Origin of the sequence: Methylobacterium brachiatum, assembly GCF_020523825.1 — a bacterium.
Classification (GTDB): domain Bacteria; phylum Pseudomonadota; class Alphaproteobacteria; order Rhizobiales; family Beijerinckiaceae; genus Methylobacterium; species Methylobacterium brachiatum.
This window is the reverse complement of the sequence record NZ_JAJALK010000009.1, coordinates 154,947-171,179: the sequence shown is the minus strand read 5'-3', so window position 1 is coordinate 171,179 and position 16,233 is coordinate 154,947. Positions and strand designations below refer to the sequence as shown.

Sequence of the window (16,233 nt, the reverse complement as noted above, 5' to 3'; positions counted from 1 at the left end):
TTACCGGCCTCCGAGCCGGATGGATTGGAGCCTGACCAGGAGGTCCGTATCGAGGCTGGAATCGGCCCCACCCAGGAACGACAGGGCCGAACTGGCGGCCCCACCGCCATTCTTGGCGTCCCACATGGTGGTGAAGCGTTGAAGAAGCTTTTCGACCTGGGCCGGATCTTTCAGGCTTGAAATGTCGAGCTTTCGGTTGATCAGGGCAGCCTGTGCCTCAATGTTGGCCCTCGCCGCCTCCGGCGGCAGCCCGAGCGCGGTCCGGACGACTTCGGCCAGCGCTTTGTCGGCGAGGATCGAGTAGGCGGATTTGACGGTTCCGGCCATGCGCCGGAAGTACAGGGCCAGTCTCACGCCCTCGTTCTCGTTCCCTTCATCCGTTTCCAGGCTCTGCCGGATATAGGAATCCACCGGAACGTTCCGGGCGTCGTCATGGGCATTCTTGAAGCGGTCCAGGAACCGATCGAGCGCTTTCGGATCCCTGAGCGATAAAATATTGATTTTGCTATCGATGAGCTTGGTCTGGGCCGCTTGATCCTGCGATGACGCGGAGGCGGGCAGGCCGAGCGCGGTCTGAACCACGCCGAACAATGCCGGATCTTCGGCAATGTCCGCAGCGGAGTAGACGTTTTTCATCTTGTTCCGGAAGTATTGCACCAGCCTTCCGGTTTCAGAGTCGGAATCGGCGTACTCGCCGGTTGTCCTGACATAAGGATCAACGAGGGCCTTGCGGCCTTCCCACCGCGCATCCGCGAAACGATCGATGAACTCACGGAGTTGCTCCGGATCCTGGAATGTCGAAACATCGATCTTGCCATCAAACAGGGCGGCGTTCTCATCGGCGCCGTCCGTCGAGGCGGCCGGAGGCAGCCCGAGTGTGGTCCGGATGATGTCCGACAAGGTACTGTCCGAGACGATGTCATCCATCGATTTGATGAAAGGGGAGATATTCGTAATATAATTCTTCAAATCTTCTGTCTTGGAGTCGTATTTTGGCTTGGCGGAGGGGTCGTTTTTCTTCGTGAACGCATCGATCATGGCTTGCAGCTCAGGATCGGACGAGGTCGGCTTCTGACCGTAAGCCTTGAAATTGAAGGCCGCCGCGAAATCCCGGTATCGGGAATCCTGCAGCCGGTCGACCAGGACGCGCCCGTTGCTATCGGGCTCGCCGACGAGGACATTCTTCATGAAGCCCTTCGCGTAGATCATATCGTCCAGGCCGAACGCCTTCATGGCGAAGGTGTAGAGGCGCGTGTTGCGCAGAAACTCGTCGACCGTTTTGACCTTGCCGATGTTGTCCTTGAAATACTGGACCTCTTTCTTGACATCGTACTCTTTGGATTTGCGATCGAGCGCCTTCGATATATTTTTGGATATTAATTGGTATTCAGTGAAGGTCGAGGTCATGAGACGCATCCTTCGTCTGTCCGTTGGACGGGAGGCTATCCGCCGAGGCTTGTCCGAACCTTGCTTTTTCTCGGTCCTGGGCTGGCAATGCGCTCGATCTCTGCTCAAGCCTTACGCAAGCATGGCAGTCTAGGTCCGGCGACATCGACTGGAACGACGTCAGGGCGCCGCGCGTGGGTGTTATTTTAGGCTTGCTGATCGCGATCGGCTGCGTCGGCGGTGGGTTCGCGGCCATGGGCGGCCACCTCGCCGTGATCTGGCAGCCCTTCGAGTTCGTCATCATCGGCGGCGCGGCGCTGGGCGCGTTCGTGGTCGCGAATCCCATGAAGGTCGTCAAGGATACCGGTGTTGCGATCGTGGACGCGGTCCTGTCGCGTGTGCCGAAGCAGGAGGATTACCTCGCGCTGCTGGGCCTGCTCTTCGCGCTGACCCGGGAATTGCGGTCCAAGCCCCGCAACGAGGTCGAACCGCATCTCGAGAACCCTGAGGAATCCGAGATCTTCAAGGCCTTCCCGAAGGTGACCCGCGACAAGGAACTGACGCTGTTCATCTGCGACTACGTGCGCCTCATCCTCATCGGCAATGCGCGCTCCTACGAGATCGAGGCGCTGATGGAGGAGGAGATGGTCACCCATCGGCGCGACAAGCTGAAAGTGTACGGCGCCCTGAGCGGCATCGCCGACGGGCTGCCGGCCCTGGGCATCGTGGCGGCCGTCCTCGGCATCGTGAAGGCGATGGGGGCCCTCGATCAGTCGCCGGCGCTCCTGGGGCACCTGATCGGCGCCGCCCTGGTCGGCACCTTCAGCGGCATCTTCATGTCCTACAGCGTCATCGCCCCCCTCGCCAGCAAGGTGAAGATCACCCGCGAGGCGCAGGGGCGCGTCTACATCATCGTGAAGCAGACCCTGCTCGCCTATATGAACGGCGCCCTGCCGCAGATCGCCATCGAGCATGGCCGGAAGGCGATCTCGGCCGGCTATCGGCCGACGATCGACGAGGTCGAGAACGCCACGATCACGAATTCCTCGCGCGGCGAGGCCGGCATGCGTGAGGCCGCGTGATGTCGGAGACGCAAGACAAGCAGCAGGTGACCAGCGACATCCGGGATCGGCTGCTCGATGCCGCGGGCCTCTCGCTCGACCGGCTGCCGATGCTGCACGTGATCCTGGACCGGGTCGCGACGTTCAGCGCCGAGCATCTGCGCCATTTCGCGGCCTCGCCCGTCTATTTCTCGCTGAGCAACGTCGAGAGCCAGCGCTTCGGGGACATCCTCGAACCCTACGAGGCCAACGCCATCGCGGGCATCTTCCAGGCGCCGGAATGGGACAGCCACATCCTGGTCGGGTTCGATCGCGACTTCGTCTTCACCATGGTGGAGGTCCTTCTCGGCGCTGACGGCTCCGAGCCGCCCCTGGACGAGGAGCGCTCCTTCTCCGCCATCGAGTTGCGGATCGCCCAACGCATCTTCGACCAGATCGGCAAGGCCCTGCAGGCCGCCTTCGCGCTCGTGGCGGACACGCCGTTCAAGCTCGAACGGACGGAATTGCGGATGGATTTCGCCGTGATCGGCCGCCGCAACAACCAGGCCGTGGCCGCGAAGTTCGTCCTGCAGGCGCTCAATCGCGGGGGCGAGATGTTCATCGTCCTCCCGCAATCCGTCCTGAATCCCATGCGCCAGAGCCTGGGCCGCATCCTGGTCGGCGAGAGCACCGCCCGCGATTCCCGCTGGACGCGGCAGATCGCCGGCGAGGTGCAGAAGACGCCGGTCACCCTCAAGGCGATCCTGGAAGAGAAGCCCCTGACCCTGGGCGAGATCGCCAGCCTTGAGGTCGGCCAGGTGATCGAGTTGCGGGCGACGCCGAACACGCGGGTCAAGCTCGAAGGCAACAATCGCGAGTTGTTCTGGTGCGACGTCGGGCAGCAAGATGGCAACATCGTCCTGCGCGTCGACCGGTTCATCGACCAGGACCAGGAGTTTATCGACGATGTTCTCTCCCGCTGAAGCCCTGCTCTTCGCCGCCCTGGTCGCGACGACCGGCTGCCTGGTGCCGATGTACATGCGGCTGAAGCGCCTGGACCGGTATCATGCCCAGTATCGGGACATGATCGACTGGAGCGCCTGCGCCATGGTCGGTGCCAGCAACGCCGTGCAGGCCTTCGCTCAGGAGGGCCGGACCGTCCTGGAGGATCTCAGCAGCGAGATCGAGTACGCGAAGGCGGCCCTGGCCGAGCTGAAGGCCGAGCGGCTCAAGCTGACATCCGCGATGCAGCCCGTGAGCGTCACCCACGATCCCGCGGTCGGCAGCCTGTCGAGCGTTTGATGCACCCGGCCGGCGCACAGGCGCGGTTGCGGCACGGCCCCGCCCCGGCCGGATGCCGGCTCCGCGTCGGCCGCCGGTGAGACGGCGCTGGCCCTGACTTCCTCAAGGAGCCCATGATGTCATCCTCAGACCTTCCGGATTCGGAAGCTGGCAAAGGCCACAGCGAAAGCCTGTTCGCGAAGATCGAGGCCCAGGCCCAGGAGCAGCGCGCGCGGGACGAGCAGGCCGGCAGCGGCCGGAATCTCGATTCGATCCTCCGCATCCCGGTCCTGATGCAGGTGGTCCTCGGGTCGGCGACGATGCCGGTCGCGAACCTGATGAAGCTCGGGCGCGGAGCGATCGTCCCGCTCGACCACCGCGTCGGCGAGCCGGTCGATGTCGTCGTGAACGGCCGGGTCATCGCCCGGGGCGAAGTCGTCGTCGTCGAGGACGATAATTCGCGCTTCGGCGTGTCGCTGACCGAGATCGTCGGTCCCGCGACGGCCGATTCCAACGGCTGACGGGACGCATCGCCATGGCCGCCGGTCCCCTCGCCAAGGTCACGCGAGTCCTGAGCCCCGCCGAGGAGGTTTCGGCCGTCCTCATCGCGATGAACAAGGCGACGGCGAGTCGTCTAGTCAAGTATTTCGACAACAACGAGCTGAAGCAGATCACCCGCGCCGTCGCGCAGCTCGGACCGGTCTCGCGCGCGCAGCTCGAAGGCATCATCGAGCAGGTGGCCGCCTTCTTCTCCGACGGGGCGAACCTGATCGGAACGGCCCGCGAGATGGAGAAGCTGCTGGAGGGCAACCTGCCCCCTGAGCAGATCGCCAGCATCATGGCCGATGTCCTCGGCCCGGGTGAGCGCTCGATCTGGGACCGCATCTCGAACGGGTCCGAGGCCGCCCTGGCCTCCTACCTGCTGAAGGAGCATCCCCAGACCTCGGCCCTGATCCTGTCGAAGGTGAAGCCGGCCTGCGCCGCCAAGGTCATGGCCCAGCTTCCGGCCCCCCTGCGGAACGGCATCATGCGCCGGATGCTGACCTTCAAGCCGATCGTCGAGGGCACGATGAAGATGATCGAGCAGACGATGCATGAGGACTTCATGATCAACCTGGCGCGCAACGCCGGTGCGGATACCCATGCGCGCATGGCCGACATCATCAACAAGATGGAGCGCCAGAGCATGGAGGAGGTCCTCGACAACCTCTCGCAATCGCGTCCCAAGTCGGCGGAGATCCTCAAGAGCCTGCTCTTCACCTTCGACGACATCATCAACATGACGCCCCGGGCGCGCACGGCCCTGTTCGATCAGGTCTCGCCCGAGAAGATCATTCTGGCACTCAAGGGCACCAGCGGCACGTTGCGCAGCGTCGTGCTCGGCGCGCTGACGGCCCGGACCCGGCGCCTCGTCGAGCACGAGCTCGAGGGCGGCGAGCCGGCCTCCCAGCGCGACGTGCTCGAGGCGCGCCGCTCGATCACCGACCAGGCCCTGGAGATGGCCTCCCGCGGCGAGATCGAGCTCAACCAGGCTGAGACGGAAGACACCTTCTTCAGCTGAACGGATCGGGTGGGATGTCGGACGAAGACAAGGAGAGCAAAACCGAGGCCGCGAGCGAGAAGAAGATCAGCGAGGCGCTCGAGAAGGGCAACGTCCCCTTCTCCCGGGAGGCGCCGGTCTTCGCCTCGATCGTGGCGACGCTCCTCATCCTCGTCTTCGTGGTGCGGGATCACGGCGCCCCGTTCGTCCGGCAGATCGCCCTGCTCCTCGAGCAGCCGCGCAGCTTCTCCCTGGAGAACGGTCAGGATGCCGAGCAGCTTCTCGTGGCCCTGGCCTTCGCGATGTGGCGGCTGCTGCTGCCCATGCTGGTGATCCTGATGGCGGCGGGACTCGCCGCCTCGGTGTTCCAGAACGTGCCGCGCATCGCGGGCGAGCGCATCCGGCCGCAATGGTCCCGCATCTCACCCGCCAGCGGGTGGAATCGACTTTTCGGCCTTCAGGGATATATCGAATTTGGGAAAAGCGTCCTCAAATTCCTGGCCATCGTCGGCGTCGTGTTCATGATTCTGCGCGCCGATCGACACGAGATCGTGAATATCATGTTCGTGGATCCGATCGGCCTGCCCGAGCTGCTGTTGAGCCTGTCGGTCCGGCTGGTCTCCGCCGTCAGCGTCGCGACCATCGCCCTGGTGGCGGGCGATCTCGTCTGGACCCGCGTGAAATGGCAGCGCGACCTGCGGATGTCGAAGCAGGACCTGAAGGACGAGTACAAGCAGACCGAGGGCAATCCGGCCGTCAAGGCCAAGATGCGCTCGATCGCGCAGGACCGGCTGCGCAGGCAGATGATGGCGGCCGTCCCCCGGGCCACGATGATCCTGGCCAACCCGACCCACTACGCCATCGCGCTGCGCTACGATCAGGCCGAGAACGACGCGCCCATGGTGCTGGCCAAGGGGAAGGACCTGCTGGCCCTGCGCATCCGCGAGATCGCCGAGCAGCACCGGATCGAGATCGTGGTCGACAAGACCCTGGCCCGGGCGATGTACGACAATGTCGAGATCAACCAGGCGATCCCGGCGGAATTCTACCGCGCGGTCGCCAACCTCCTCGTCTACGTGATGACGCGCAAGAAGCGCTGAGCGCGCCGCCGAGAGGGGCCCCCTCGTCGGCGCGCGGTCGCGTCACATCAAGCGCCTGGCGCCTGGCCGATCAGGCCTGGCCGCGCTTTGCCTCGCGACGGAAGCGGTGCAGCACGAACTCGGTGTAGCCGTTCGGCTGGGCCCCGCCCTCGAAGACCAGCGCCTCGGCGGCCCGGAAGGCCGGCCCGTCGAAATCCGGGCCCATCGGCCGGTAGGCCGGATCGCCGGCATTCTGGCGATCGACGATGCCGGCCATCCGGCGCAGGGTTTCGGCGACCTGGGTGCGGTCGACGATCCCGTGGCGGAGCCAGTTGGCGATGTGCTGGCTGGAGATGCGCAGGGTGGCGCGGTCCTCCATCAGCCCGACATCGTGGATGTCGGGCACCTTCGAGCAGCCGACGCCCTGGTCGATCCAGCGGACCACGTAGCCGAGGATGCCCTGGCAATTGTTGTCGAGCTCCTCCCGGACGGCCTCCGGCGCGAACGGCTCCGTGGCGAGCGGCAGGGTCAGCATGGCGGCCCGGGTCGCGGGCGCCCGGTCGCGCAGCTCCGCCTGGCGGGCACGCACGTCGATCCGGTGATAGTGGAGCGCGTGGAGCGTGGCCGCGGTCGGGGACGGGACCCAGGCGGTGTTGGCGCCGGCTTCGGGATGGGCGCCCTTGGCGTCCAGCATCGCCGCCATCCGGTCGGGGGCGGCCCACATGCCCTTGCCGATCTGCGCGTGGCCCGGAAGCCCGCAGGCCAGCCCGGCATCGACGTTGCCGTCCTCGTAGGCCTGGATCCAGGCGGTGGCCTTCATGGCATCCTTGCGGACCACCGGGCCGGCCTCCATGGCGGTGTGGATCTCGTCGCCGGTCCGGTCGAGGAAGCCGGTATTGATGAAGAACAGGCGGTCGGCGGCGGCGGCGATCGCAGCCCGGAGGTTCGCGCTGGTGCGCCGCTCCTCGTCCATCACGCCGATCTTCAGGGTCCGCGGCGCCAGCCCGAGCAGCGCCTCGACCCGGCCGAACAGCTCCACCGCGAACGCCACCTCGTCGGGGCCGTGCAGCTTCGGCTTGACCATGTAGACCGAGCCGGCGCGGCTGTTGCGCCGGGCGCCCTTGAGATCGTGCAGGGCGATCAGCGCGGTGAATGCCGCGTCGAGCATCGTCTCGGGGATCTCGGCCCCGTCCAGCGTCACGGCGTCCGTATACATGTGGTGCCCGACATGGCGCACCAGCATCAGCGACCGGCCCGGCAGGGTCAGGCGGCCGCCATCGGGGGCCGTGTAGGTCCGGTCCTCGGCGAGCCGGCGCTCGACGGTGCGGCCGCCCTTGGGCAGGCGGGCGACGAGGTCGCCGCGCATCAGGCCGAGCCAGCTCCGGTACACCGCGACCTTGTCGGCGGTGTCCACGGCGGCGACGGAATCCTCCATGTCCATGATGGTCGAGAGGGCAGACTCCAGGACCACGTCGGCGATGCCGGCTGGGTCGGTGCGGCCGATCGGGCTGGTCCGGTCGATCCGGATCTCGATATGCAGGCCGTGATGGCGCAGCAGGAGGGTCTGGGGCGCCTGCGCGGCGCCGCAGAAACCCGCGAGCGCGGTGCCGTCCCGCAGGGCGGCGCTTCGGCCGCCGTCGAGCGCGACGGCCAGCGCGCCCGCATTCACGGCAAAACCCGTGGCCTCGGCCCAGGTCCCGCCGGCCAGGGGCACGGCCGCGTCCAGGAACGCCTTGGTCCGGGCGACCACGGCGGCGCCGCGGGCCGGGTTGAAGCCCTGGCCGGGGGCGAGATCGCCGTCCTGCGGGATCGCGTCGGTGCCGTAGAGCGCGTCGTAGAGGCTGCCCCAGCGGGCATTGGCGGCGTTGAGGGCGTAGCGCGCGTTCGAGATCGGCACCACGAGCTGCGGGCCGGCGATCTCGGCGATCTCCGCGTCCACGTCCGCGGTGGTGACCCGCACCGAATCGGGCTCCGGCTGCAGATAGCCGATCTCGGCCAGGAACGCCGCGTAGGCCGCCGGATCGTGCGGCGCGCCCCGGCGGTCGCGGTGCCAGGAATCGATATCGGCCTGGAGCCCGTCGCGCCGGTCGAGCAGGGCCCGGTTGCGCGGCGCGAGATCCCGGAGGATCGCCGCGAAGCCCGACCAGAACGCGTCCGCGTCCACGCCCGTCCCGGGCAGCGCCTCCTCGGACAGGAAGCGGCGGAGGTCTTCGGCGACGACGAGGCCCGACATGGCGATCCCCTGGGCTGGCGCGCGCTTTGAGAAAAACTTGAGCGGCGTGTGAAGAATCTTTGACGACCCAGCGATAGAACCCTTGGCTCGCGCGAAAAAGGCGCCAAAAGGGATTTGATTCTTTCCGCTCCGTTGAGAATGTAAGTCCGACCACCCATGCAGGACCACAGCGACCTGGAGATCTTCGCCCGGGTGGTCCGGGCCGGCAGCCTGACCCAGGCCGGGTCCGAGCTCGGCCTGTCGGTGGCGGTGGTCTCGAAGCGGCTGAAGCGGCTGGAGGAGCGGCTGGCGGTGCGGTTGCTGCACCGGACCACGCGGCGGGTGGCGCCCACCGATGTCGGCCAGGAATTCTTCCAGCGGATCGCCCCGATCGTCGACGCCATCGTGGAGGCCGAGACCCTGGTCTCGCAGCGGGCCTCCCGGGCCCGGGGGACCCTGCGGGTCACGGCGCCCAGCTCGTTCGGCCGGCTGCACATCGTCCCGCACCTGAGCGCCTTCTTCGCGCTCCATCCCGACCTCGTCCTGAACCTCGAGCTCAGCGACGATTTCGAGCCGATCGTCGAGCGCGGCTACGATCTCGCGATCCGGGTCGGCACCCTGGAGAGTTCCGGGCTCACCGCGGTGCGCCTCGCCCCGGTGCGCCGGGTCCTCTGCGCGCGGCCCGGCTATCTCGACGCGGCCGGGCGCCCCGCCGGCCCCGACGACCTGCGCAACCATGTCTGCCTGGCCACCGAGAACCAGAACCCCTGGCGCCTGGTCGGGCCGGACGGGCCCTGCACGGTCAGCGCCGCCGGGCCGCTGCGCACCCATTCCAACGAGGTGGTGCGTGAGGCGGTGATCGGCGGCCTCGGCATCGCCTTGCGCTCCACCTGGGACGTGCACGCGGAGCTGCGCAGCGGCCTGCTGGAGGTGGTGCTGCCCGCCTACACGGCCGCGGCCCAGGCGGGCATCTACGCGGTCTATCCGAGCCGCGCCTTCGTCCCGGCCAAGACCCGGGCCTTCATCGAATTCCTGAAGCGCTCCTACCGGTCGAGCGCCGCCTGGCCGGAGCCGTGAGGCGCCCTGCCCCACTCACCGGCGGGCTACGGGATACGGACAAGGCCGTATGTGGCGCGGGTCCCCTCTCCCGAGCGGGAGAGGGACAGGGTGAGGGATCAGGTTTATCCGGAGAAGGCGCATCCCTCACCCCAACCCTCTCCCGAACGGGAGAGGGGGCGCGACGCGGCCTGCACACGCCGATGTGTGAACCTCGTAGACCGCACGGGAGGTAACCCGCCCCCGTCACGAACGACGGCGTCCCCGCCCCCCGCGCCGGAAACACCCGCCATCTGGAGCCGGCTCACTGCGCGAAATCGGGATCGGTGCGGGCCAGCATCCGCTTGAACGCCGCCCACTCGTTGTCGGGGACGCCCTGGACGGCGATGCGATCGTAGCCGGCTGCGTATTGCCCGGCGGTCTTGGTGGCGATGGCGGCGGAGGGGCGGGTGATCGGCGCGCCGGCGGCCTGGATCGCCAGCTGCGCCCGGCACGAGCGCTCCAGGTTGTGCATCAGCTTGAACGCCTCGCCGACCGAGCGGCCGCAGGTCAGCAGCCCGTGGTTGCGCAGGACCATGACCGGCTTGTCGCCGAGATCGGCCACCAGCCGCGCCCGCTCGTCGAGGTCGAGGGCGATCCCCTCATAGGCGTGATAGGCGAGCCGGCCGGCGAACTGCATCGACCACTGGTTCAGGGCGAGCAGCCCCTCCTCCTGGCACGAGACCGCCACCCCCGCGACCGTGTGGGTGTGCAGCACGCAGATCGCGTCGTGGCGCGCGGCGTGGATGGCGCTGTGGATCGTGAAGCCGGCCGGGTTGATGCCGAGCCCCATCGGATCCTCGAGCACGCGCCCGTCGATATCCACGGTGACGAGGTTCTGAGGCGTCACCTCCTCGAAGCGCATCCCGTAGGGGTTGATCAGGAACCGGTGGCCCTCCCCCGGCAGCCGCGCCGAGATGTGGGTGTAGATGCTGTCGTCGAGGCCGAGCCGGTGGATCAGCCGGTAGGCCGCCGCCAGATCGACGCGCATCGCCTGGATCGCGTCCGGGTCGGCCTCGCGGTCCGGAGCGCTGGAATGGGCGGCTGCGATCATGCGACGGCTCCTGGCTCGGTGAGCGAGATCGCCGACAGGGTGCACCAGGGGACGCCGGGCGGCAATGGATCGGGGCCGGACGATGGAGTCCGGGATTCACAAGGTCCGGGACCTTGTGCGGGTCCAGGGCGGAGCCCTGGTGTCGGGCTTCGCCCGATGATCGTGGGCTCCGCCCCCGAACCCCGCCAAAGGGCTCAGCCCTTTGGGAACCCCTTCTTCGGCCCGGCCACATCTTGACAATGTTCCTATTTTGTGCTCATGGTCTCTCGCCCGCCGCGACGCGTCGTGAGACGTCTCGGGGCGCCGGTCCGGTCAGCCGCCGGGTCGGCGGCGGTGGGCCGGTGCCTGCGTCTGCCGTCGGCTGCGGCAGGCCCGGGCGCGGGAGCACGACACCCCCCGGCTCGGGCTGGGCGGCGGCCGGCGGAGGAAATGCCAATGGCCGTTCAGAGGCCTGACGGCGACCCTGTCCTGGGCGGTGCGGCGGTTCTGCGGCGCCCTCTACTACGAGGGGGCGTGCGACGAAGGCTCGCTCGGAAGCGCTGAGGGGCGATGAGCACCTCGGGACTGGAACTTAGCGCAGGCGGGCTCCCGCGTGACGGACACCGGACGAAAAGACGGATGCGGTGGCCCGGCCGGCCGTTTGGCGGCGGCGCCTTCGATCCGCGGGACGCCGGGAAGCCGGCTCTTTGTGCAACGTTGCGTTCGGGCTTCGCGGCGTCCCGCGTCACCCCGGTTGCGACTGGGTGTTTGGGCCATGCGCCCGGCGGTTTTCCGCGCGGGGCCGATGACGCGTGTCGAAAGCCTTTGAGGCCCCGGAACTCCAAACCATCCCCCTCATCCTGAGGCGCTTTCGCGGAGCGGAAGCCTCGAAGGAGCCCTCCAGGGATCGCGCGGCCGGCTGGAGGTCTCCTTCGAGGGCGACGCTTCGCGCCGCCACCTCAGGATGAGGGGATGGATGGGACGGGTGGGATCGGCCGCCCCCGCTCAGAACGTCCCGGGATACGCCCCGCCGTCCATCAGAAGGTTCTGGCCGGTGATGAACCCGGCGTGCTGGCTGCACAGGAACGCGCAGGCGGCGCCGAACTCGTCCGGGCGGCCGAAGCGGCCGGCGGGGTTGTCGCGGGCCCGGGCTTCGAGGAACGCCTCCACGCTGGTGCCGGCCTTGGCGGCGCCGGCGGCGGCGTTGCTGCGGATCCGGTCGGTGTCGAACGGGCCGGGCAGGAGGTTGTTGATCGTCACGTTGTGCCGCACCGTCTGGCGGGCGAGGCCGGCCACGAAGCCGGTCAGCCCCGAGCGGGCGCCGTTCGACAGGCCGAGATGCTCGATCGGCGCCTTCACGGCCGCCGAGGTGATGTTGACGATCCGGCCGAAGTTCCGACCGATCATGCCGTCGACCGTCGCCTTGATGAGCGCGATCGGCGCCAGCATGTTGGCGTCGAGCGCCCGGATCCAGGCGTCGCGGTCCCAGTCGCGAAAATCCCCCGGGGGCGGGCCGCCGGCATTGTTCACCAGGATGTCGGGCTCCGGGCAGGCGGCGAGCGCGGCCTCCCGGCCGGCCTCGGTGGCGATGTCGCCGGCCACCACGGTCACCGCGGCGCCGGTCTCGCGCCGGATGGCCTCGGCGGTCGCCTCCAGGGTCTCCCGGGTGCGGGCCGTGATCGTCACCGCGACGCCCTCCCGGGCGAGCGCCAGGGCGCAGCCCCGGCCGAGCCCCTTGCTGGCCGCGCATACGAGCGCCCGGCGCCCGCCCAATCCGAGATCCATGGATGCCTCCGAGAACCGGCCCTCGCCGCAAGGGCCTCCGTGCACGTGATAACGCGCCGGGGCGCGATCCGCGCAACGTGCGAAGATCGGGCGCTGATCTCAGTCATAAGCCGGAAGGAGTACTGAACTCGATGCGATGGGCCTGATTGACCGAGGATGGAGGTGGCGATGACCGTATTCCAGTCTCCCGTTCTCGGCTTCATCCTGTGCACGCTAACGGCTGGACTGGCGGCGGCGCAGCCATCCGTCACCGGAACGGGCGGCGATCCGCTCTCCGCCGAGAAGGCGCCCAACACCACCGCCCTCGGACAGACCAAGCCGCCGAGCCGGGCCGCCAGCCCGGCCTCGACCAGGCCGATCGAGCGCCGGACGCCGCGTCAGGCCGCGGACGACGCGATCAGCACCCGGATCTGCATCGGTTGCCGGCCGGATCCCGGCAGCACCGGCTCCCTGCCCGAGGCCGGCCCGGCGCCGGCCAAGCGCGACGTCCAGCTCGACGAGCTCCGGACCCTGGCCGAGCCCCGGCAGCAATCCGACCTCGACACCCTCCCCCTGGCCTCGGCGCATCGCGAGCGGGCGCGCTCGGCGCAGGAGAGGACCGACGGCCTCTGGCAATCCTGGCTGGTCTCGGTCTGCGACGGCTGCAGCGACCAGAAGCCGGCCCGGGCCCTGCGGCTCGAGGATTGGCCGAACCGGCAGGCCGCGGCGGCCCCGGGCACGGCCGACCGCACGGCATTGCCGGCCCGGGTGCGGGCCGCCGCCATCGCACCGCACCGGAGCCTCGCGGTGGACCTCTCCCCGGAGAACATCATCCACATCCGCCGCATGCCCTGAGGGGCCCGCAGCGCTCACCAGGTGCGCAGGTCGCGCGGCGCCGCCGTTTCCGGCAGCTCCTCGAGGGACGGGGCGACGAACCCGGCCCAGAGCAGGGCGGCGACGCCGGTCAGGAGCGGCGCGGTGATGCTGAGAACGAGGCTGAGGGTCACGGCGGCCTGCGCGATCGACAGTTTCGAGTTGATCGAATGCAGCATTCATGGACGAGAATGTGTTTTCGCCGCATTAAGATGAAGGGTCGTTTTGAGGCGGACTGATAAAACCGTCCTCGGATGGCCGCGGCCCGGCGACGAGGGCCCGCACAGTCCCTGTCTTCGATACGGCGTTCGGTGCCGTCAGTCGGGCGCGCCAAGCAACCGGATGGACAGCCCACCTCTCAAATGGGTCCTGGGACGGGATCGACAAACGCCCGATCGGATTTTCGTCAAAGTGTCGGGATTTCCAGAACCTTTCGGTTTCATGGCCAAGAATTCATGCAGCTTCCGCCCCTCGACCAAGTTGTCGAGCTGCAATATCCATTGGCGGGTATTGAGATGTCGAGTCGAGCAGCCATGAACAGATTGCGTGCCATCCTCGTCGGCGTCGCCCTGGCGGCGGTGCCGCTCGCCAGCGCGAACGCGATGCCGATCCTCGCCGACCCCGGGGGCGGGCCGTCCGTCACGCTGGTGGCGGGCGGTTGCGGTCCCGGGGCCTGGCGGGGGCCCTGGGGCCATTGCCGGAATACGCCCTATGTCGGGCGGCTTCCCGGCGGCTGGTATCAGGCCCGGGCCGGGAACGGCTGCCCGCCCGGTTATTGGCGCGGCCCCTGGGGCCATTGCCGCAACACGCCGTATCACGGCCGGCTGCCCGGCGGCGGGTTCCGCTAGAAGACGCTGCGTCCGCGCCGGGTCCCCGAGACTTCGGGCCGCTCCCATCCGGGGCGGCCTTTTTCAGGTCCGGCCTGCGGAGCGCGGGGGTACCGGCGAGGCGGGCGAGCAAGGCTCCCCCTCCCGCCCCGCCGGTACTGGCCTGCGTGGGGGGTACGCAGGTCAGTAATCTACGCCTATCATTCCGGCTATGGAGTTGCCAATCAGCGGTTTATACCGATCGATATAGCACAGAGCGCTAATTGCCCGTCTCTGTACTGCGTTGAGATGATTTCATGGCGACCCTTTTTACGGATCCGCTCGGCCGGCAGCTGTTGAGCCTGCTCACCGCGGATCACGGCCTGCCCGGTGATCCGGAACGCCGGGTGCTCCGGGACGGGTTGCAGCAGCTCCAGCTGCACGCCCAGGCCCAGGATGCGCCGCGCTCGGTGCGCATGGCGATCCGCGCCGCGCTCTCGGCGCTCCGGGCGGAGTTCCCGCCCCCTTGCCAGCCCTCTTGCCAGCCCTCTTGTCAGCCTCCCTGCCCGCCCCCGCCGCCATCGAACGCGCCGTTCGGCACGCTTCATCGGGCTGTTACAACCCGGAAGTAGAGGCATCCGGCGTGACGTCATCTCAGGAGCGTAGGCGAATGCCGGCCCATTATTGTATTAACCCGCTCGATCCGTATGCCGAGCAGGAAGTGCTGGTCTCGTACGACGAGCACCGGCCGTTCGTCTCGATCCGCTCTGCGGTCGACGAAGAGGGCTACGACATCCTGAGCGACCTGTCCGAGGATTGCGTCCGCATCCTGCAGCTCGAGATCGCCGTGTATCACGGCCACAGCGAGCCCTATGCCTGGGCGCAGCACGCGATCGACGTCGTGGCGGCGCCCGCTGCCGCGTGAGGCCGGCTTCCCGTCAGGGCCGGGTCGGCTCGACGGCGAGCGCCCCGAACTCGCTGACCATGCATTCGTGCATGCGCCGCAGCCACATATGCGCCTCCGTGGCGCGGGCTTCCGCCCGGTCGGCGCGCTCGGCCGCCAAGCGGACCTGCTCCTCGGCCCGCTCCGCGCGGGCGACCGCCTCGCGCATCGTCGCCTCGGCATGGCGGGCCCGGTCCTCGGCCGCCCGCGCCGCCGCATCGGCCTCGCGGACGGAGCGCTGCGCGTCCCGGACCGAGTCCCGCGCGCGCTTCTGCATCTCGCGGACCCGGGCGGCGACGCCCCGGACGGCCAGCAGGGAGGCCGACCAATCCTCGTCCTCGGCGGCCGGGGCCTCGGGGCCGGAGAACAGCGCGACCACCCGGTCCACCGGGTCGCTCTCCGGATGGGCTGCCGTCGCGCGGGCCGGGCTGCTCATGCCGCGGCCTGATCGGTCAGGCCGGAGAACTCGGACATGATCGCGTCCTGGACGCGGGCCAGCCATTCCTCGGCATGACGGGCGCGCTCCTCCGCCGCCCGGGCGCGGGCCTCGGCCGCCTTCGCGCGCTCTTCGGCGGCCATGACCTGCGCCTCCGCGCGGACCTGCGCGTCCCGCGCCTGAACCTCGGCGATGCGGGCCCGTTCGTTCGAGGCCGTGATGTCGTCGCGGACCCTCTCCAGAACGTGCTCGATCCGCTCCTCGCGCTCGCGGGCCTGGGCCTCGACCTCCCGGGCCTGGCGGGCAGCGGCCTGCACCCGGTGGATCAGCGCATCCCAATCCTGCGGCGCGGATTGCGGCGTCGGCAGCGGGGCCTGCTCGTTCAGCGACGAGACCACCCGCAGGACGTTGCCGAGATTGGCCTCCGGCCCGGCATTCGGCTCGCGCTTCGGCTTGTCGGTGGCGCGGAAGCGCGGGTCGTTCAAAAGCCGCTGCAGCTCGCTCACGGGGCGCCCTCTCCCTGATGGTAGACTGGGATGCGATTAAACTGTCTGCATTGATTAACAAATGGTGAAAATCAAGTTCGCCCGGTGGGGGTTTGTTAACGTGGGCTGCGCGGTTGCTGGAATTCGGCCGGCCCGAACGGGCCCGGCCGGCCCCGTCCGCGACATCGGGATACCCGCCGCCGGCACGGGGCGGCGGAACTGTATCGGGCGGTTCCTGTTCCTCACAGGACGGGATCGGC

General features: G+C 68.5%; 18 protein-coding genes. 11 read left to right on the top strand and 7 right to left on the bottom strand.

Annotation, left to right across the window (positions count from 1 at the left end; translation table 11 throughout):
- Positions 1-1,407, bottom strand: a complete 1,407-nt coding sequence (locus LGR69_RS20110) for a DUF1217 domain-containing protein (protein ID WP_230367136.1) — start codon at positions 1,405-1,407, stop codon at positions 1-3.
- 173 nt (positions 1,408-1,580) lie between these two features.
- Here LGR69_RS20110 and motA point away from each other — a divergent pair, with 173 nt between their 5' ends.
- The 6 genes from motA to flhB all read left to right on the top strand — a co-directional run bounded on the left by motA (position 1,581) and on the right by flhB (position 6,347).
- Entirely contained in the window at positions 1,581-2,468 is an 888-nt protein-coding gene (gene motA / locus LGR69_RS20105; RefSeq protein WP_230367135.1) for a flagellar motor stator protein MotA, read from the top strand.
- Positions 2,468-3,409 carry a flagellar motor switch protein FliM gene (locus LGR69_RS20100; RefSeq protein WP_122159941.1) on the top strand — a complete coding sequence of 314 codons (942 nt, stop codon included), beginning with the start codon at positions 2,468-2,470 and terminating at the stop codon, positions 3,407-3,409. Before motA ends, LGR69_RS20100 begins: the two co-directional genes overlap by 1 nt.
- Positions 3,393-3,728 carry a hypothetical protein gene (locus LGR69_RS20095; protein ID WP_122159940.1) on the top strand — a complete coding sequence of 112 codons (336 nt, stop codon included), beginning with the start codon at positions 3,393-3,395 and terminating at the stop codon, positions 3,726-3,728. Before LGR69_RS20100 ends, LGR69_RS20095 begins: the two co-directional genes overlap by 17 nt.
- 113 nt (positions 3,729-3,841) lie before the next feature.
- Positions 3,842-4,228, top strand: coding sequence for a flagellar motor switch protein FliN (gene fliN, locus LGR69_RS20090; protein ID WP_230367134.1), 387 nt, complete (start codon positions 3,842-3,844; stop codon positions 4,226-4,228).
- 14 nt (positions 4,229-4,242) lie between these two features.
- A complete protein-coding gene (locus tag LGR69_RS20085; RefSeq protein WP_230367133.1) occupies positions 4,243-5,268 on the top strand; it encodes a flagellar motor switch protein FliG in 1,026 nt (341 codons plus the stop codon).
- A gap of 14 nt (positions 5,269-5,282) precedes the next feature.
- Positions 5,283-6,347, top strand: coding sequence for a flagellar biosynthesis protein FlhB (flhB, locus tag LGR69_RS20080; protein WP_230367132.1), 1,065 nt, complete (start codon positions 5,283-5,285; stop codon positions 6,345-6,347).
- A 70-nt stretch (positions 6,348-6,417) separates the two neighbouring features.
- Here flhB and LGR69_RS20075 read toward each other — a convergent pair whose 3' ends face one another.
- Positions 6,418-8,559 carry a malate synthase G gene (locus tag LGR69_RS20075; RefSeq protein ID WP_230367131.1) on the bottom strand — a complete coding sequence of 714 codons (2,142 nt, stop codon included), beginning with the start codon at positions 8,557-8,559 and terminating at the stop codon, positions 6,418-6,420.
- A gap of 156 nt (positions 8,560-8,715) precedes the next feature.
- On the opposite strand from LGR69_RS20075, the gene LGR69_RS20070 reads away from it, so the two are divergent.
- Positions 8,716-9,615, top strand: a complete 900-nt coding sequence (locus tag LGR69_RS20070) for a LysR family transcriptional regulator (protein WP_230367130.1) — start codon at positions 8,716-8,718, stop codon at positions 9,613-9,615.
- A gap of 283 nt (positions 9,616-9,898) precedes the next feature.
- Here LGR69_RS20070 and LGR69_RS20065 read toward each other — a convergent pair whose 3' ends face one another.
- Together LGR69_RS20065 and LGR69_RS20060 are read right to left on the bottom strand one after the other, a co-directional pair.
- On the bottom strand, positions 9,899-10,687 hold the full coding sequence (locus tag LGR69_RS20065; RefSeq protein WP_230367129.1) for a class II aldolase/adducin family protein: 789 nt from the start codon (positions 10,685-10,687) through the stop codon (positions 9,899-9,901).
- 984 nt (positions 10,688-11,671) lie between these two features.
- Positions 11,672-12,451 carry an SDR family oxidoreductase gene (locus LGR69_RS20060; protein WP_230367128.1) on the bottom strand — a complete coding sequence of 260 codons (780 nt, stop codon included), beginning with the start codon at positions 12,449-12,451 and terminating at the stop codon, positions 11,672-11,674.
- A gap of 168 nt (positions 12,452-12,619) precedes the next feature.
- Here LGR69_RS20060 and LGR69_RS20055 point away from each other — a divergent pair, with 168 nt between their 5' ends.
- The gene (locus tag LGR69_RS20055) at positions 12,620-13,285 is read left to right on the top strand and encodes a hypothetical protein (RefSeq protein ID WP_230367127.1); all 666 of its coding nucleotides are present in this window, start codon (positions 12,620-12,622) and stop codon (positions 13,283-13,285) included.
- A 14-nt stretch (positions 13,286-13,299) separates the two neighbouring features.
- On the opposite strand, the gene LGR69_RS20050 is transcribed toward LGR69_RS20055, so the two are convergent.
- On the bottom strand, positions 13,300-13,482 hold the full coding sequence (locus LGR69_RS20050) for a hypothetical protein (RefSeq protein WP_122159933.1): 183 nt from the start codon (positions 13,480-13,482) through the stop codon (positions 13,300-13,302).
- A 354-nt stretch (positions 13,483-13,836) separates the two neighbouring features.
- Here LGR69_RS20050 and LGR69_RS20045 point away from each other — a divergent pair, with 354 nt between their 5' ends.
- The 3 genes from LGR69_RS20045 to LGR69_RS20035 all read left to right on the top strand — a co-directional run bounded on the left by LGR69_RS20045 (position 13,837) and on the right by LGR69_RS20035 (position 15,034).
- Positions 13,837-14,151, top strand: a complete 315-nt coding sequence (locus LGR69_RS20045; protein WP_200905711.1) for a GCG_CRPN prefix-to-repeats domain-containing protein — start codon at positions 13,837-13,839, stop codon at positions 14,149-14,151.
- A gap of 275 nt (positions 14,152-14,426) precedes the next feature.
- Positions 14,427-14,741 (top strand): hypothetical protein, encoded by a 315-nt coding sequence (locus LGR69_RS20040; RefSeq protein ID WP_230367126.1) that lies wholly within the window; start codon positions 14,427-14,429, stop codon positions 14,739-14,741.
- Positions 14,742-14,779: 38 nt separating this feature from the next.
- A complete protein-coding gene (locus LGR69_RS20035; RefSeq protein WP_230367125.1) occupies positions 14,780-15,034 on the top strand; it encodes a hypothetical protein in 255 nt (84 codons plus the stop codon).
- A 13-nt stretch (positions 15,035-15,047) separates the two neighbouring features.
- Here LGR69_RS20035 and LGR69_RS20030 read toward each other — a convergent pair whose 3' ends face one another.
- On the bottom strand, positions 15,048-15,488 hold the full coding sequence (locus LGR69_RS20030; RefSeq protein WP_230367124.1) for a hypothetical protein: 441 nt from the start codon (positions 15,486-15,488) through the stop codon (positions 15,048-15,050).
- Positions 15,485-15,994 carry a hypothetical protein gene (locus LGR69_RS20025; RefSeq protein WP_091864395.1) on the bottom strand — a complete coding sequence of 170 codons (510 nt, stop codon included), beginning with the start codon at positions 15,992-15,994 and terminating at the stop codon, positions 15,485-15,487. The genes LGR69_RS20030 and LGR69_RS20025 overlap by 4 nt, the downstream gene beginning before the upstream one ends.
- Between the last annotated feature and the right edge of the window lie 239 nt (positions 15,995-16,233).

Bases quoted from the DNA above. Each gene is read 5' to 3' on its own strand.
- flhB (WP_230367132.1), top strand. From the start codon at position 5,283: ATGTCGGACGAAGACAAGGAGAGCAAAACCGAGGCCGCGAGCGAGAAG.
- LGR69_RS20065 (WP_230367129.1), bottom strand. From the start codon at position 10,687: ATGATCGCAGCCGCCCATTCCAGCGCTCCGGACCGCGAGGCCGACCCG.
- fliN (WP_230367134.1), top strand. From the start codon at position 3,842: ATGATGTCATCCTCAGACCTTCCGGATTCGGAAGCTGGCAAAGGCCAC.
- LGR69_RS20110 (WP_230367136.1), bottom strand. From the start codon at position 1,407: ATGACCTCGACCTTCACTGAATACCAATTAATATCCAAAAATATATCG.
- LGR69_RS20060 (WP_230367128.1), bottom strand. From the start codon at position 12,451: ATGGATCTCGGATTGGGCGGGCGCCGGGCGCTCGTATGCGCGGCCAGC.
- LGR69_RS20040 (WP_230367126.1), top strand. From the start codon at position 14,427: ATGGCGACCCTTTTTACGGATCCGCTCGGCCGGCAGCTGTTGAGCCTG.
- LGR69_RS20035 (WP_230367125.1), top strand. From the start codon at position 14,780: ATGCCGGCCCATTATTGTATTAACCCGCTCGATCCGTATGCCGAGCAG.
- LGR69_RS20085 (WP_230367133.1), top strand. From the start codon at position 4,243: ATGGCCGCCGGTCCCCTCGCCAAGGTCACGCGAGTCCTGAGCCCCGCC.
- LGR69_RS20050 (WP_122159933.1), bottom strand. From the start codon at position 13,482: ATGCTGCATTCGATCAACTCGAAACTGTCGATCGCGCAGGCCGCCGTG.
- LGR69_RS20030 (WP_230367124.1), bottom strand. From the start codon at position 15,488: ATGAGCAGCCCGGCCCGCGCGACGGCAGCCCATCCGGAGAGCGACCCG.
- LGR69_RS20075 (WP_230367131.1), bottom strand. From the start codon at position 8,559: ATGTCGGGCCTCGTCGTCGCCGAAGACCTCCGCCGCTTCCTGTCCGAG.
- LGR69_RS20055 (WP_230367127.1), top strand. From the start codon at position 12,620: ATGACCGTATTCCAGTCTCCCGTTCTCGGCTTCATCCTGTGCACGCTA.
- LGR69_RS20045 (WP_200905711.1), top strand. From the start codon at position 13,837: ATGAACAGATTGCGTGCCATCCTCGTCGGCGTCGCCCTGGCGGCGGTG.
- LGR69_RS20095 (WP_122159940.1), top strand. From the start codon at position 3,393: ATGTTCTCTCCCGCTGAAGCCCTGCTCTTCGCCGCCCTGGTCGCGACG.
- LGR69_RS20100 (WP_122159941.1), top strand. From the start codon at position 2,468: ATGTCGGAGACGCAAGACAAGCAGCAGGTGACCAGCGACATCCGGGAT.
- LGR69_RS20070 (WP_230367130.1), top strand. From the start codon at position 8,716: ATGCAGGACCACAGCGACCTGGAGATCTTCGCCCGGGTGGTCCGGGCC.